This is a genomic window from Neotamlana sedimentorum (assembly GCF_000943565.1).
GTDB lineage: Bacteria > Bacteroidota > Bacteroidia > Flavobacteriales > Flavobacteriaceae > Neotamlana > Neotamlana sedimentorum.
Window position 1 is genome coordinate 1 of sequence record NZ_JTDW01000023.1, and the last position, 17023, is coordinate 17023.

The 17023-nt window shown below is 32.2% G+C and carries 13 protein-coding genes; 6 read left to right on the forward strand and 7 right to left on the reverse strand.

Translation table 11 applies throughout. The features are described from left to right. Positions 1 to 86 precede the first annotated feature (86 nt). The 5 genes from PW52_RS16300 to PW52_RS16320 all read right to left on the reverse strand — a co-directional run bounded on the left by PW52_RS16300 (position 87) and on the right by PW52_RS16320 (position 9379). Complete coding sequence (locus tag PW52_RS16300; protein ID WP_044634051.1) at positions 87 to 2054, reverse strand: putative porin; 1968 nt, start codon at positions 2052 to 2054, stop codon at positions 87 to 89. A gap of 174 nt (positions 2055 to 2228) precedes the next feature. Next, positions 2229 to 3611, reverse strand: a complete 1383-nt coding sequence (locus tag PW52_RS16305) for a DUF4302 domain-containing protein (protein ID WP_044634052.1) — start codon at positions 3609 to 3611, stop codon at positions 2229 to 2231. A 10-nt stretch (positions 3612 to 3621) separates the two neighbouring features. Continuing rightward, positions 3622 to 4473 (reverse strand): substrate import-associated zinc metallohydrolase lipoprotein, encoded by an 852-nt coding sequence (locus PW52_RS16310; protein WP_044634053.1) that lies wholly within the window; start codon positions 4471 to 4473, stop codon positions 3622 to 3624. Positions 4474 to 4497: 24 nt separating this feature from the next. Further along, positions 4498 to 6003 carry a RagB/SusD family nutrient uptake outer membrane protein gene (locus PW52_RS16315; protein ID WP_044634054.1) on the reverse strand — a complete coding sequence of 502 codons (1506 nt, stop codon included), beginning with the start codon at positions 6001 to 6003 and terminating at the stop codon, positions 4498 to 4500. 10 nt (positions 6004 to 6013) lie between these two features. After that, a complete protein-coding gene (locus tag PW52_RS16320; RefSeq protein ID WP_044634055.1) occupies positions 6014 to 9379 on the reverse strand; it encodes a SusC/RagA family TonB-linked outer membrane protein in 3366 nt (1121 codons plus the stop codon). 254 nt (positions 9380 to 9633) lie between these two features. Here PW52_RS16320 and PW52_RS16325 point away from each other — a divergent pair, with 254 nt between their 5' ends. The 3 genes from PW52_RS16325 (at position 9634) to PW52_RS16335 (ending at position 14013) form a co-directional block, all read left to right on the forward strand. Next, a complete protein-coding gene (locus tag PW52_RS16325) occupies positions 9634 to 10233 on the forward strand; it encodes a ribonuclease HII (RefSeq protein WP_044634056.1) in 600 nt (199 codons plus the stop codon). 33 nt (positions 10234 to 10266) lie between these two features. After that, positions 10267 to 12693: a hypothetical protein gene (locus PW52_RS16330; protein WP_044634057.1), complete on the forward strand. Its 2427-nt coding sequence runs from the start codon at positions 10267 to 10269 to the stop codon at positions 12691 to 12693. 270 nt (positions 12694 to 12963) lie between these two features. Next, positions 12964 to 14013 carry a nucleoid-associated protein gene (locus PW52_RS16335; protein WP_044634058.1) on the forward strand — a complete coding sequence of 350 codons (1050 nt, stop codon included), beginning with the start codon at positions 12964 to 12966 and terminating at the stop codon, positions 14011 to 14013. Here PW52_RS16335 and PW52_RS16340 read toward each other — a convergent pair. Beyond that, on the reverse strand, positions 14010 to 14594 hold the full coding sequence (locus PW52_RS16340; protein WP_044634059.1) for an NUDIX hydrolase: 585 nt from the start codon (positions 14592 to 14594) through the stop codon (positions 14010 to 14012). The genes PW52_RS16335 and PW52_RS16340 overlap by 4 nt on opposite strands. A gap of 128 nt (positions 14595 to 14722) precedes the next feature. On the opposite strand from PW52_RS16340, the gene pyrE reads away from it, so the two are divergent. After that, entirely contained in the window at positions 14723 to 15367 is a 645-nt protein-coding gene (gene pyrE, locus PW52_RS16345; protein ID WP_044634060.1) for an orotate phosphoribosyltransferase, read from the forward strand. A 60-nt stretch (positions 15368 to 15427) separates the two neighbouring features. Beyond that, a complete protein-coding gene (locus PW52_RS16350) occupies positions 15428 to 15823 on the forward strand; it encodes an SRPBCC family protein (RefSeq protein WP_044634061.1) in 396 nt (131 codons plus the stop codon). A 3-nt stretch (positions 15824 to 15826) separates the two neighbouring features. Here PW52_RS16350 and PW52_RS16355 read toward each other — a convergent pair whose 3' ends face one another. Next, positions 15827 to 16555, reverse strand: a complete 729-nt coding sequence (locus PW52_RS16355) for a biotin--[acetyl-CoA-carboxylase] ligase (RefSeq protein WP_044634062.1) — start codon at positions 16553 to 16555, stop codon at positions 15827 to 15829. A gap of 94 nt (positions 16556 to 16649) precedes the next feature. Here PW52_RS16355 and rsfS point away from each other — a divergent pair, with 94 nt between their 5' ends. After that, a complete protein-coding gene (gene rsfS, locus PW52_RS16360; protein ID WP_044634063.1) occupies positions 16650 to 17021 on the forward strand; it encodes a ribosome silencing factor in 372 nt (123 codons plus the stop codon). Positions 17022 to 17023: the final 2 nt, after the last annotated feature.

Sequence of the window (17023 nt, forward strand, 5' to 3'; positions counted from 1 at the left end):
AAGGTACGTACAAAAAAATATAGCGGAAAACCCGACCGTGACAACCTTTTTTGGCGCGGGAATGCCTTATTTATTCTTTTTAGATGTTACATAAAGAAATTCCAAACTACACCAAAGCGAATTATAAAATCGCGATATGGATAATTTGGTGCCGAATAATAATTATAACCTGTAAAGGAGGAATTGAAATGTTCGGTTTTAAAGAATATACGGGCTTGACGAATTTTGGCGTTTAAAAAGAAATCGACTAATGGGAAATCGCCATATTGCGTTTCGTTTTGCACATAAAATTCTGCCAGTAATGGATTATAGGCATTTAAATAGTACTTGGTAAAGTAATTTACTGTTAGCCCTGTTTGAAGGTATAATGCCTTTTTAAATAAGTGGCTTGAAAAATATAGTGTGTTTCGTGTGTTTAGCTCGGGCACATTTAAACTGTTATTAGTATCCTGTACGTTTTGGTACATGATGGTATTGTTTAATGAAAACTTACCCACGGTTATTTCGTTTTCTAGTTTGGCTCGCAAATAGGTTATGGTTGCACTATTTTGAAATGGACTGACTTGTTGTGAGGTTTCGTCCTTTTTAAAATATACGTAATTGGTTATTGTGGAATAATCGACCGTTAGGTTTGCTAACTTTTTATATTTTGCGTTAAATGACAATTGCTGGGTTTGAATATTACTAAAATTATTTTGCCAATTGTAATTTATATAATCGCTTTGGTGCAGCAAAGTATTATAATTTGGCACTTGAGAACTATGATTTAACGAAGCGCTAGCCGATATGTCGCTTTTTATTTTAAATGAGGCTTGTGCTTTTATAAAATTACCATCGAAATCGCCTGCAAAATTTACTCCTGCTTCTCCGTTTAAATTAAATCCTTTGTATTGTTTGTTATATTTTGCTCCTGCTGCGTATATATTTCCTTTTAAGCGATTGGTAATTGTGGTACCATTTAACACTATTAATTTATTGTAACCGTAATTGTAGTTATTATGACTTACATTAAATTGTACATCGCCTAATAGGTTATTACTATAATTTAATTGGAGTTGATTGTAAAAATTCTCGAGTGTTGCACGTTCTTGTACCCTGGAGACAAAGGATTCGCCAAAGTAATCGGTATCGGCACTGGTTTGATCGAATTGGTAAAACTTATCTTCGAAAGACATTATATGAGCAAAACTTAGTTTGTTTTGCGCTAGCGAATCGGCTTTATTGATGAGTTTATAATCGTGTTCTAGATGAAAACGTTTTCCTTTTAGAAAACTTTCGGCATTTTCAAAATTAACTTCGAAGATGGAGCGATCGAGAAATTCTGGATCTCCATTTTCGAATTCGTCTATATTATCGTCTATAATACCACCGTTTTCTTGATTTAAGAAATCTTGCATGGTTATGTGCCCACGCAAATTATATTTTTTGTTTTTAGTTTGGTAGTTTGTTGTGAATGTAAAATTTCCTGTACTGGCTAAAATATTTTGATATTTACCTAAGGAACGAAGTCCTTTATACTCGACCGAAAAGTTTAATTGTGGCGAGGTATTTATTGTAAAAAAAGAATCGGCTAACTGACCTTGTTCGAATGCAGTTTTAAAAAACAACTCGGTTAACGGAGTAGGCACCCTAAAATAATTAACATCACTAATTTGAGTATAGTTAAAGTGTTTTGCTCTAGCTCCAAAATCTGGCATTAAACTGGTGTTTTCAAAATTGTAGGTTAAACTGTTGTAAGTTTGCCCAAGATTAGAAAAACGTAATAGCCCGAAATTATCTTTTCGTAGATAATTAAATTTATATTCTTTTTGAATGGTTAATGAGGTATCGACATAGGTAGTATCTCGGTTTTGAGAGATAATTAGATAGTCTTTTATATTCGCTTTTAGCTCTTTATCCTTTTTATTTTCTTTTTTGTTTGCATCTACATTTAAAGAATCTTGATGTTGATTCTGGCCGTTCTTACTTTTTATAGACATTATTTTCTCGTTTTGTTGTGCATTTAAAGCACTTAAAACATATAAAAACAATAAAGTAGTTACTAATTTATTCATAGTTCCAAATTTCCAGAGGCAAAAGTAAATATTTGAACGCAAAGTGTACGTAAATATTTTAATTATTGAGCTCGATAAAAAAATATTATGTTTTGTACGAATAAAAAAAGCCTTAACACAAGCTTGTGTTAAGGCTTTTTTGTTTGTGCTTTATTAGCACACTAAGCTAGTTTTTTAAAAGAATAAACCATAAACTCTTAATGACGGATCTTCTAAACTTGCAAAGGTAGCTGCTAAATTTATATAGCTAAATGTATCACTTTGAAATGAACCTTCAAGTTCTCCAACCATGCCTTCTGAGCTGTCGAAAAAGTTAATAATATCTTGAGCTAAAAATTGTAAATCGAAACTATCTTGATTTGCTGCTCCTTGGAAGCTCATAGTAAAGGTTCTGTCGTCGTTAATTGTTGCTCCAGAGAAACAATAATTTAAAGATGGTAAACCATTAATTCTAACACTTAAAAATCCTTCGCAGACATTACCATTATCATCGAAATCGAAATAGAAAATATAATCGAAGAAAGAAAGACCAAATTGTGCTAAAAAGGCATCTAAGCTTTCAATAATATTATCGTGTCCAGCAGAAGTAAGCGGATTTGCTCCTAAACCTGGTCGGTACAAGAAAATTGGTAAACCGCCATCGATTTGGGCCATTTCGTTAATGTCGTTAGAGATATATGCTGGCCAATCTGAAAATAAAATAGTAGCTGTTGTACCATTTACTGTAGAGATAAAGCTATTTGAATCTTCATCATAAATAAATTCTGTATAAGATTCGCCTTCGTATTCGATTGCAGGGTTTACATTAAGACCTGTATCTGTAAATATAACACCAAAGCTAAGTTCTTCTAAATCACCAGAATCTAATGTTAAGGTTGGCGTTGCAAAAAGTCTTAATGTATCGTAATTAAGATTAAAATCAACAGTACCATTAGCATTATCCATTCTTAGTACTTGAAAAACAGAAGATGTTACTTCCGGCAAGATATTATTCTTTTGCTCTATTGAAGCTTCAACCATTTCGATACTTTCGGTTTCGAAATCTGTAAAACCTGTTGGTTCAAGAACGAAAGATGATGTATCTCTGTTTCGCACATCTTTAAATTCAAGTTCTCCATCTTCGTTTGAAAAAAGCTGGAATACCGATGTTCCTTTAAAACCTGTACCAATTAAACCGCCTAATAAAGGGTCGCTTACTTTTTGAATATGGTTTCTTGTAGTAAACACAAGCTCTGTAGTAGTACCAACTCTTACTTCGTAAGATGAAGATGCAATTTCGATTTCGTCATCGAAATCTGAAGTCATATCTACAGTTCCGTCGGTATTAAACCTCATAAAAAAGGTAACCCCACCAAATTCATCGTTTTTCGTAAAGTAACTCGCTTTAAAACCTTGAGTATTCGACGTTAATATATTTAATAACTCCTCGTTTGCTTGGGATAATCTGTTTGCAGGAGCCTCGTCGAAAACCTCATTAGAATCGTCACTATTACATGCCACCAAAAGAATTGACATGATAAATAGCAATACATAATTATTTTTTAAAATATTTTTCATAGTATTTTTTTTAGTTTACAAGTTCTTGAATTGCAGCATATGTTAACTCTTGTAGCTCGTATATATCAATATCGAAATGTGTAAGATAATATTCTGCAACCATTGATTCCTTTAAACGAATTTGAGCCTTTGCCTCTTCATCTTGAATACTTTCAACAATAGCGTCGAACTCGTCTTTTGAATGTGTTAACATTTCTGAAACCATTTCGACAAAATCTTCACCTTCACTACTAGAACCATATGCCGTAATATATCCTAATTCACGAGCAAAAGCATCACTTCTATTAAACCATTGAGCGGTGTAATTTTCAGGGTTAATTTGTCCGTATGCAGGATCTAAAGGTACATTTTGATTTAAAATATGCCCATACTCGTGGTGTACCGTTTTTAATGGTTGAATGATACTGTTAATATCTGTAAAATCTAAATAATCAACATTAAATAGCGTAATTCTTGTACCAGCTTCGGCAACCCCTAGCGTAATGGTTGGACTATTAGGATTAAAGTTAAAACTACCAGCAAATACAAATTGGCGCGGTGCAATTTCTTTAATAAAATTTTCTCCTCCTAAAATTGTATAAGGTTCGATCCATGCTTTTTGTAAAGCAATGGCAGCCGGTTTTACGCTGGCTTCGTATGGTGGATGTAAATATCTGCTGATATCGGTATTGTTAATATTCCACTTATATAAAATTTCAATATTATATGGAGAAACAAAATTTTCTCTTAACCATACATCTGTTTCATTTAAAATAGGTGTAGACGTATCAATTTGCGTGGTTGTAACACTGTCTTCATTTTCACAAGAAACAAAGATCAATATTGTAAAAACCAAAACCGTATATATTATATTTTTTTTCATTTTTATTTGATTTATGGTTAAAATTTATCTTGGGTTTTCTTCAATTCCGAACGACTGAGCCGATTCTGGAATTTGAATTGCACGCCTGTTATCTCCTTTAGGTAAAACAAATTCGTTACCTAAATAATCGTAATGCGTTATCTCAACATCGTGACGTTTTAAGTCGAACCAACGTAAACCATCGTTATAAAACACCGTACGTTTAATATCTAAAACAGCAGCTACATAAGGCAGTGCTTCGGTAGAAATACCATAATATGGTGTATAAACATCGGCAGCTAAATCTTGGTATTCTGTTTCAATATCTGAAGTTGTAAGTTCGTCTGAACTAGTATAACCAGTTGTTTTAACAGAAAGTGATAAGTTGATATCTGCCGTAGCATCTTCATACTGACCTAACATAGCGTAAGCTTCTGCTCTATTTAACAAAGCTTCATCTGTAGATAATAATACATACGTTACAAACGCAGATCCTGTATTTGCTGCTTGATTTGTTACTTTAAAGTATTCTTGAAATTTTGGTATGTTATAATACAAATCTGAAGAACCATAAACCCCAAAAGACCAAGACTTTCCTGTAATATTTCCATCGAAAAACACAGCACTAGCAACGCTATTATTCATTTGGTATCTGGCATTATAATGGTATCTTGAATAAGTTGACGGTGCAGACACTAGTAATAAGTTTGCGGGCTCTAAACTAGATGATGTATATAATGCGGTTTGTTCTGCATAGGTTGCAGGCGCATAAGCATTACTCCAGTCTCGTATTTCACCAACACCAGATCCGCCACCTAAAGCTATTGTACTATGGTCTATTACCTCTTGCCATTCTCCAATATTTAAATAAAATCTAGAAGCAAAAGCATTTGCTGCCTTTCTGGTAAAATGGAAACCAGGTATTTCGTAGTTATCTTCAACTAACGGTAAACCTTCTTCTAAATCTTTTTGAATATTTTCGTAAACATAAGCTAAGGTTCCTCTTTCGTATTCTCCTAAAAGCACTGTTTCTGGCTCTAACACATAAGGTATACCTAAATTTGATGCTGCAGTTGCAGGGTCGTAAGCTTTACAAAATATGCTTGCCAACATAAAATGTGCATAAGCTCTACACAATAAAGCTTCTCCTTTTAAATAATCTAAATCGGTTCCACCACCAAGTTCTTCAACAGAAACTAAAGCTTGGTTTGCTTGTGCGATAGCTTTATATGCAGCATTCCAATAATTAGTGGGAGTATCTGAATCTGTAGTATTTATATCTTCCCAAAAATACATACGTTCGTTTAAGGTTCTAAAAGAATCACTACCACCAGTGGCGTTAGGTCCTTTATCTCCGGCATTATCAGAGAAGGGCTCTGAAAATGTTACGTATGCCGCTTCGGGGTATGCTCCTACCAATAGCTCTGCTACTTTATCTGGAGAATCGATTGTGGTTCTATTATCGGGATTTTCATCTAGAATATCGTTACATGAAATAGAAACGAAAGCTATTGCACACAATAATAAAACTCTGTTTTTTATATTTTTCATAGTCATTTAATTAAAATCCAATATTAAGAGAGAATGTGTATAATTTAGAAATTGGGTAAGCAACACCACCAGATCTAAAGAATTCTGGATCTTGACCTCCAAGTTTGGAATCGGAATAAATTAAGAATGGATTTGTGCTTTGTAAGCTAAATCTAAACGAACTTAATCCTAATTGTTTTATTGTTTGAGAATCTAAGCTGTAACCTAACGTTATGTTTTTCATTCTTACAAAACCACCATCGGCAGTTCTTTCGGTAGAATAGTTATAAGCGTTATAAGCACGTTCTAAATTATTAGAACCATAAGATTGTAATAAACTTTGTGACGCTAAAACAGGAACATTCGTTACGTTTTCATCGCCAGGAACTAACCAACGGTTAACAAATTCTCTTGGGAAAACATCTAAATCGGTGTAAGCCGACTTATATGCTGGAGTTAATCTAATTTTATTACCAGCAGAGAAAGATACGAAGAAGCTAAAATCCCAGTTTTTATATTTAAAGTTATTTGATAAACCACCAGTTAAATTTGGTTCTGTTGGTCCTTCGTACACTAAATAATCAAGTACATCTTCTGTATCTTGGAAATCGATTAAATCGTAAGGATTCTCTGGATCGTAATCCTCATCGTCTGTTAAGAATTGAGGTAAACCCCATTCGTTTAATCCTTGGAAATCGAAAGAGAATAATGCGCCCTTAGCGTAACCTATAGCATTACCGTTACCTTGACCAGTAACTAAATCGAATACATTAGGTTCTTGTTTAAGCGACGTAACTTCTTGATTAAAATGAGAAATATTGAAACCTGTTTTCCATCTAAAGTTTTCTTTATCGATGTTAACAGTATTTAACTGAAACTCGACACCATTGGTTTTCATTTCAGAGTTGTTTCCAAGTTTTAATGACTCACCACCAATACCAGTTGTTCTAATTAAATCAATTAAATCAATACCTTGTCTAAAATAAGTATCAAAATTCATCATGATTCGGTTGTTAAAGAAACCAATATCTAAACCAAGGTTTAACTCTAAAGTTTTTTCCCAAGTTAACTCGGTATTTTGTAAATCTTCAATATTGATGTAGTTTTCCCTATCGTTAGAATTAAATCTATCGGTAACTTCATTTCTAAAAACCGCTAAGTTGTTAGTTGCATTATCTGCTAATAAAGCTACAAGACCATAACTTGGTCGGAAAGCCATACTAGAAATTACATTTGAGTTTCTAATAAAATCTTCTTTATCTACATTCCATTTACCACCAATAGTATATGTTGGTAACCATCTAGAATCTGAAGATTTACCTGCACGGTTAGACCCTTCAAGGTTTCCAGTTACGTTAAGCACGTACTTTTTGTTGTAATCGTAAGTTATGTTTGAGAAGAAAGACACTTCACGTTGTCTTGTTTCTTGAGAAGAGAAATAATCTCTACCTTCTAAAATTGCTTTTTTAAGGATTCCAGGATCTGTAAATACAGTTCCACCTCTATCAAATTGATAACCATAGCCTGTGTTAGAACTACTTGTTCTATCGGTATAGCGATATTCTTGACCACCATAAATTCTTAAACCATGAGTATCGTTAAATCTCGTAGTATAATCTAACGTGTTTCTAAAAGTATAAGTTACTAACGTGTTTTTAGTTGTTGTTAAAATACCACCAACTGGAAGCACAACGTATGGTCTTGAGTTTGGCTCATCTGGATCGGTAAATAAAAATGTATTAGCATCTTGTACAATTGTAGTTTCGTCTGCTCTATAAGCTCCAGCTACGTTAGAGTTTTCTGTAGCACCCTGTTCTCCATTTGAAGTTACATAACGTGCAGAACCTAAGAAATTATAATTTAACTTATCGTTAATTTTATATTCTGATTGCATTTGAAATTTAATATCAGAAACGTTTAACTCTAATGAGTTGTTATTGATTTCGTTTATAATATTAAAAGGCGCCCAGTTGTATCTAGAATATTCTAAATCGCCATTATCATCGTAAGCTCTTAAAGCTCTACTGGTGTTTAAGGCATAACTAAATGGGTTAATATCGAAATCTCTGGTAAATGAACCACCAACAACATCTTCTTGTCTTTCGAATGTTCCAGGTGCTTGTTGATTTCTAATAGAACCTTGTATTTGTGTTGTTAACTTTAACTTATCATCAAAAAGGTAATATGTATTTCTTAAGTTACCAGTAATTCTTCGAACACGGTCGGCGATTGTCCATCCGCTATCTGTATAATAACCCAAAGAAGCATACGATGTAGACGTTTCGCTACCACTAGAGAAACTTAGAGTATGTGTTTGGGTTGGCGCCGTTCTAAACAAGGTTTTAAACCAATCGGTATTAGCTAGCTCGTATTTTTGTAAAAATGCTGCTCTAGCTTCCGGTGTGTTTTCTAAATCGTATTGTCCAGTATCGGCATTATAGTTATCTATAGCTCTATACATTATATTATATATACCACCGTATCTTCCTTGAAAGGCAGATGGCATACTTAAAAACCCTTTAGATTCCATTTCACGATAAACAGAAACAGTTTCTTGCGAGTTTAATAAATCGTAATTAGCATAATTAGGACGCGCTCTTACTGCATATTCGGCAGCATAGTTAAATGTAGGTTTTTGGTTTTTCTTACCTGTTTTTGTTGTAATAACAACCACACCATTTAATGCTCTTGCTCCATAAAGTGCAGAAGCCGAAGCATCTCTTAATATTTCAAAGCTTTCAATATCGGCTGCATTTAAACCTGCAACAGCCGAACTAAGTAAGGTGTTTGGATCTCCCGAAACTAAATCGGCAACCGAAAGGTTAACAATTTCTTCTTGAATAACACCATCGATAATCCAAATAGGCTTAGTATCACCTAAAATAGATGAAGAACCACGAATCGTAATTCTAGGCGCAGCACCAAAAGTACCAGTAACATTTTGTACACTTACACCTGCAGCTCTACCTTCTAGTGCTCGAGAAATATCGGCCACACCATCTAGTTTAACATCTGCCGCTTTAATTGTTTGAGAAGCTCCTGTAAAAAGTTCACGCTGTACGTTTTGATAACCAGTAATTACAACGGCATCTAAACTTTCTACATCTTCTTTCATAGTTACGTTAATCGTTGAACTATCGGCAACGGTAACAAGTTGGGTTTGCATACCAACATAACTAAATTTTAAAACATCTCCTACTTTCGCTGAGATGAGATACTCGCCATCAAAATTTGATGTTACTCCTTTACTTGTTCCTTCAACAATAATGGTTACACCCGGAAGCGGCATACCACTTGCATCAAGAACAGAACCAATTATTTGTTTTTCTTGAGCAAAGGAAAATTGCACTGCCAAAACCATAAATAGCATGACAAAGCCTTTCAGTTTTAATTTCATAAATTATATATTTGAATTAGTCTTGCGACGAATTTCCTAATATTATCTTAATAAAGCAAAATTTTAACGTTAAACACTTTTAAAATTCAGTAAAAACGAAAGCTAAAAACAAATAAAACTCAACAAATTGTTAGATTCGCAAGAAATAAGGCTAAAAATGAAACCAAACGTTACGAATTTTTAGTAGAAGACCTTTTAGTTGTAAACTGCCAAATAGGCAAACTTTAACTTTACTTTTTTTTTAAATTTAAACTATGCTTTTATCTAAATTTTCGAATTACTTTTTAGAATGCGGCACCGACGAAGCTGGTCGAGGCTGTTTAGCAGGACCTGTAACCGCAGCGGCTGTAATTCTACCCAACGGTTTTAAAAATAAAATATTAACAGACTCGAAACAACTTAGCGAAAATAAACGCGATATTTTAAGACCTATTATTGAGAATGAAGCTTTACATTTTGGCGTTTACCATATCTTTGAAGAAGAAATAGACCAAATAAATATACTTAACGCTTCTATTTTAGCCATGCATAAAGCTATTGAACAGCTAAAAAGGCAACCTGAATTTATAATTGTAGATGGTAATAGATTTAAACCTTTTAAAAAAATACCTCACGAAACCATAATAAAAGGCGATGGTAAATTTTTAAGTATTGCAGCAGCTTCAGTTTTAGCAAAAACACATCGCGATTTATATATGAGTCGCATTCATGAAGAATTTCCTATGTACAATTGGAAAAAAAACAAAGGCTACCCTACTAAAGAACATCGAGAAGCCATTAAAAAATATGGTATTACAAAATATCATCGAAAATCTTTTAGATTATTACCCGAACAATTAAAGTTAGATTTATAAGTTTTTATATTTGTAAAAATTCATTAATTTAATATGAGATTTCTTTTTTTAGTCCTTACAGCTTTAATGTTAGTTAACTGTAATTATTCCAATTCCGAACACCTTGAACTCATAGATTTTGTTCCAGAAAACACCTCGGTAATTATAAAGTCTTCGAATTTAGACGGATTAAAAAACAGCATTAAAAACAACGATTTTTTAAACAAACTCTCTACAAGCAACACTTACCAAAATTTAGAAAACAAACTAAACGCAATAAGTTACTTAAATCCTAAAAACGAAGTTTTAATTTGTTTGTTTAACGATGGTAACGACAGCTTACAATACAGCTTAATTACCAAGTTAAATTCTAATTTTTTCGAAACCGACTCTTTACCAAATTACTCTGAAGAAAGCCTGAAATACAAAAATAAAACCATTACAAAATCTACCATAAACAAGGCCACTTTTTACAGCACTTTAATTGACAGTACGTTTTACGCCTCGTCTTCGAAACAAGCTACAGAAGCTGTTTTTAACAAACCCATAAACAGCAATTTTTTAAAAGCCTATAATGCGCTAGACGAAAACAACGCCTTTTCTGTATTAGTTAAAACAAGCGATTTTAATAATAAAACTTTATTTATTGAAGACTCATTATCCTTAAAAAACTTTAGCAATTATATTGCCGCCGATTTTGATATTACCCAAGATGCCATTTTAATTAACGGTATTACCAATGCTTCAGATTCTACTAAAAGTTTAATTAATGTTTTTAAAAGCACGATTCCGCAAGAAAATCAAATTAAAAACTTAGCACCATCAAATTGCGATGGCTTTTTAAGTTTTACATTTGATAGCTTTACAACTTTCAACAATAATCTTTCTAAATTCAAAAAAACCGATTCTATTATTGGCAGCTCACTACTTCATGATGTTATTGAAGTAGGTGTAATTTACGAAGGAAACGACCGCGCCGTTGTTTTAAACTCTATAGACGTTATTGCCACTAACGATGCTTTAGCTGCCGAAAAAAATATGACAGACACCTATCGGGAAGTGGATATTTACAGTTTTAGCACAACTAAACTATTTAAGGAAACCTTATCTCCTTTTGTTTCGGCCGCAAACCTATCAATGTATTGTACAATCGATAACTTTTTTGTTTTTAGCAACAACCTAGAAACGCTTCAAAATATAATTGCAAGCTACCAAAACAAAACCACTCTTGTAGAAACTCAATATTTTAAATCGGTAAACGAAAAACTCAGCAAAGCTTCATCGTTATTACAAGTCATTAATCCGGCTTCTTTAGAAAATATTATAAGAAAAAATGAAGACACATCGGCTAATTTTGATGTTAGCAAATATGATGCTTCGGCAATTCAGTTTGTTTACGATAATAATTTTGCGCATTTACACGCTGTCATAAAAAAGAGCAAACGTGTTGTATATCAAAACTCGGTGTCCGAATCCTTTAATTTGAAGCTCGATAAAGATATTTTAAACGATCCTCAATTAGTAAAAAACCATATTACAGGTGAAAAAGAAATTGTAGTACAAGACGTAAACAATAATTTATATTTAATTTCTAATCAAGGTAAAATTCTTTGGAAAAAAGCACTTCATGGACCTGTTCTTGGTAAAATAGAACAAATTGATATTTATAAAAACGGAAGATTACAACTTGTTTTTGCAACACCAAAACGGGTTTACGTTATAGACAGAAATGGAAACGACGTTAGCCCATTCCCTATTAAATTTAAAGACAACATAACGCAGCCACTATCGGTTTTTGATTATGATAAAAACAAAAACTATCGGTTTTTAGTTACTCAAAATAAAAACGTATTACTTTATAATGTAAAGGGGAAAATTGTAAAAGGGTTTAACTTCAAAAAGGCCAACAATACTATTATTTCACAACCTAAACATTTTAGGTTAGGCCGAAAAGATTACATTGTTTTAAAAACACAAAATAAAATTTATATTTTAGATCGACGCGGTAATACAAGGGTTAGCCCTAAAATTCAAGAAAGTTACGCAAATACCCCTGTTTTTTTATATCGAGACAACTTCACGACAACGACAACCACAGGAAACCTTTTTACAGTAGATGCCAAAGGCAACGTCGCTGAAAAACCTTTAAATTTAAGTTCAAATCATTTTATAGATGCAAGTAGCAAAACTTTGGTAACACTTAGTGAAAACCTGCTTACCATTAAAAACAAAACTACCGAACTTGATTTTGGCGAATATACCTCGTGTAAATTCTTTTATTTAAACGACAAAATTTACATTTCTGTAACCGATTTACAGGCACATAAGGTTTATTTATTTGATAGCCAATCAAAACTATTAGCAAACTTCCCAGTTTACGGAAATTCAAGCATCGATTTAGAAAACATTGATACAGACAAAAATCTTGAATTTGTAACCAAAGGAGAAAGCAACTCCATCATAATTTATCAAATAAATTAATATTTCAATTTTAAGCTTTTGTATGTAGAAACATATTTCTATATTTATAAAACTAAATTGTTATACAGCTATTTAATTAGTTTATAAATAAATGAAAAAACCTTACACTCTTTCAACTACCTATATTCCTTTTAAAATATAATACCAACCGATTAAAATCGCAAGTCCTCAAATCTTTTTTTGAGCGCCAAAGTTTTTTATGCTTTGGCGTTCTTTTTTTATAAAAGTGTAAACATAATTTAATAGTATTGCAATATTAAAAACCTTGTTATGATTTCACGTAAAAATGCATCTATTTCAAAATTTATAATACATAAAGTTGGTAACAAATTTAATGACACTAAAAATGCTTTTTCTGAAAAGTTAGTCGATTTCGACGAAGCTAGCTATGATTTAATGTTACCTTTTTTACTACGCCCCTTTGGCACAGTGGTTCAAAGCTACCGATTTAACCATCATGCCAGCATTGCTTTAAACGAAATTAACAGCTACAGTAATCAAATTTTTAACGATGAAGATACTTTTATTGAAACATCGAAACACATAGTTACTCATTTATACGAACAATCTAACTCGGCAAATATAAAAACTGGAGATGTTATGGTTGTTGAATTTGAAGGTATTGAATTTAGAGACATAACCACAAATGCCATTGGTGTTTTTAAAATTGAAAGTAAGGTTAACTTTTTTCAAACCTATTTAGAAAATAATAACTATGATGTATTAGTACAAAAAGGTATTAGCTCGAAAAAAGTAGATAAAGGATGTTTAATTTTAAATCAAAAAGACGAAGAAGGTCCTATTGTATTTAGTATCGATAATAATAATTATGACGCGCAATACTGGATAAATCATTTTTTAAACATTAAATACGCAGACGATTCCAACAACCATACCCAGCAATACATTGAACTTTGTAAAGATTTTGCCGACGATATAATTAATACCAGCTACGGCAAACAGGAACAAAACTCCTTTTTAGCTAAAACTATTGATTTTTTTAAAGAACACGAAACCGTAAATATTGAAGAATTTAAAGAAGAACTATTTGATGAAGAGAAAAATAGGCGTGAATTCGATAATTACAAAAAAAACTTCGAAGACGAACAAAACATAGTAATACGCAACCGTTTTGACGTTGCTGAAGCAGTTGTAAGTAAAGAAAAACGAAAAATTAAAACCGATATTAAATTAGATACTAACATACAAATAAAACTAGATATTGATGCTCCCGAAGCATCAACCGAGTATTTAGAGCGTGGGTACGACGATGTAAAAAAAATGCATTATTATAAGGTATTCTTTAATGCAGAAAACTAAACCAACAACTTAATATTAGCATACGAATTTTTCAAAGCTTTTTCTATTTGCTTTGGATTAAGCCACTTCACTTTGGTTATGCCTTCGTTTTCTTGAGCATGTAATTTACCCTTATAATTAGTTTTCATTTCAAACCAATATGTTACTTTTATTTTATATTGGCCATTGCGCTTAAAAATATGGTAAGTCGTATCTAATTGTTTTACAATCTCTAAACCCTTAACTCCTGTTTCTTCTTCAACCTCTCGAATAGCACTATCCGCAATAGATTCTTTTCGTTCTTTCTTACCTTTAGGTAAATCCCATTTATCATTTCTATAAATAAACAACACCTCACCGTTTGAATTATAAACTTTTCCGCCACCAGCTACTACATTAGGTAATTTTTTTAAAAACTTCTTTAAAAGCTTTTCTTCTTTTTTATAAACTAAATTTACTCCTTGTAAATCTGATTTAGTCTGCAGCTTTTTTATAACCTTTTTAATATTAACCGTACGCAGTTTATAATTCTTAAAATGTGGTACTTTCTCTTTACTCGTAGTTAAAACTATAGGTTTATCTCCAACAAAAGCTTTATACATAAGGGCTATGTGTTAAATTATAATTAGGGTAAAAATATCATTTTTTAATTACAACATTGTTGAAAAATTTATTTTTTATCGAGAATTAACTCATAGATAAAATTAAATTTATGTGTAATTTTACCCACATGATTTTTAATAAAGATACCGCTAAAAAAACAGCTGAAGTTTTATTGCAAGTTAAAGCTATAAAACTTAGCCCGCACGAGCCATTTACATGGGCCTCTGGATGGAAATCTCCAATTTACTGCGATAATCGCATTATTCTATCATTTCCAACTATTCGAAACTATGTTCGCGAAACCATGGCCAAACATATTGAAGAACAGTATGGCAAACCCGACGCTATCGCGGGTGTTGCAACTGGAGCAATTGGAATAGGTATGTTAGTCGCAGAGTATTTAGGCTTGCCATTTATTTATGTAAGACCTGATGCAAAAGGACATGGGCGTAAAAACCAAATTGAAGGTTTTATTGAAAGTGGCCAAAATGTCGTTGTAGTTGAAGATTTAATTAGTACTGGTAAAAGCAGTCTTAATGCGGTAAAAGCTTTGCGCGACGCTGGTGTTAAAGTTAAAGGTATGGTGGCTATATTTACTTACGGATTTAATGTTGCAAAAGAAAATTTTGAAAACGAAAACGTATTTTTACGCACTTTAGGAAATTACGAGACCTTACTAGAAAAAGCATTAGAAACTAATTATATTACCGAAAAAGAAATAAAAACTTTATCGGCCTGGAATGCCAATCCTAGCGAATGGAACACAATTTGATTATAAAAATGTAGTTGAGCTATTTAACTCGACTTTAAAACATAATAAAATACATATAAAATGAATTTAGAATCCCCAAAGGTTAGTGTTTCAAAATCGCCTGAAGCTGTTTTTAATTTTTTATCAGACATTAAAAATTTTGAATCTTTAATGCCCGAAAATATAAGCAAATTTGAAGTTTTAGACGACGATAAATTTCTTTTTGCACTTAAAGGCATGCCAGAAATTATATTAAAAAAGAAAGAAGTTATACCACCTAACAAAATTATTTTAGGTGCTGCAGGTGGTAAAATAGATTTTTCGTTAATTGGAAACATTATTGAGGTTGATGCCAATTCTAGCGAAGTACAATTACAGTTTAGTGGTGACTTTAACCCAATGATGGCAATGATGATAAAAAGTCCAATAACTAAATTTTTAGAGACCTTGGCAACCAATATGCCTAAAGCGGTTTAATATTTAATACATTAAGGTAATTTCTTTTAAGTCGAATTTTTCAATTATTTCGTCTTCAAGTAAAACCATTAATTTACCGTATTTGGTTACACCTTTTATAAAACCAGAAAACATAACACCTTCAGCATTTTTAAATGTTGAAGGTTTATTTTTTCTAAATAAGTTTGCTTCATAAGCATCTTTTACCTCTTTGTAGTTTTCAGCTTGAAGCATTTCAGCATAAAACTTAATATTCGCGATAATGTCGTGTAACATTTCATCAATATTATAATGTACACCAGTAATTTTTTTTAACGAACTCGCCTTAGGTAAACCCTTAAAATTTATTTGATTTACATTTAAACCCACCCCAATAATTGTAGACTCTAATTTATTTTTAATGACATTTTCTATTAAAACACCACAAACTTTGCTATTAGCTGACAAAATGTCGTTAGGCCATTTTATAGATAAATTAGGCACATTTAAGGCTTTTAAGGTTTTTAAAATAGCAAGCGAAACAGCCATACTAATATAAAACGGGAACGCTACTTCATACACCTTTAAGTCTTTAAACACACTAAACATGAGGTTTTTACCTGCTTCAGAATTCCATACCGTTCCCATTTGTCCGCGACCTTTGGTTTGGTTTTGGCTAACAACAACCGTATAATCTGCCACATATCCATTAGCAATCATCTCTCTTAAAAACGAGTTTGTAGAATCGATGGCATTAAGTTTGATAATAGACATTAAAAGGTTGTTATTTTTAGTAAAAAAATCTTAAGAATTTTTAAACTGTAAAGAACTAAAAAAATAATAACTTTGCATAAATTAAATAAATTTAATGGCGAAAGAAAATATAAGCGCAGACCAACTCATATCTGTAATAATAAGTGGCATTGAAGATGTTAAAGGTAAAGAAATTAATCTTCTAGATTTAAGAGATATAGAAAATACCGTTTGCGACTACTTTATAATTTGTGAAGGTACTTCAAACACACAAGTAAACGCTATTGTTAACTCCGTTCAAAAAAAAGTAAGTAAAGAACTAAAAGATAACCCGTGGCATACCGAAGGTGTCGATAATGCCGAATGGGTTTTAATTGATTATGTAAATGTTGTAGTGCATGTGTTTCAAAAACATGTTCGCGAGTTTTATGATATTGAGAGCCTTTGGGGCGATGCCAAAACAACAATTATAGAAACCAGTTACTAAAA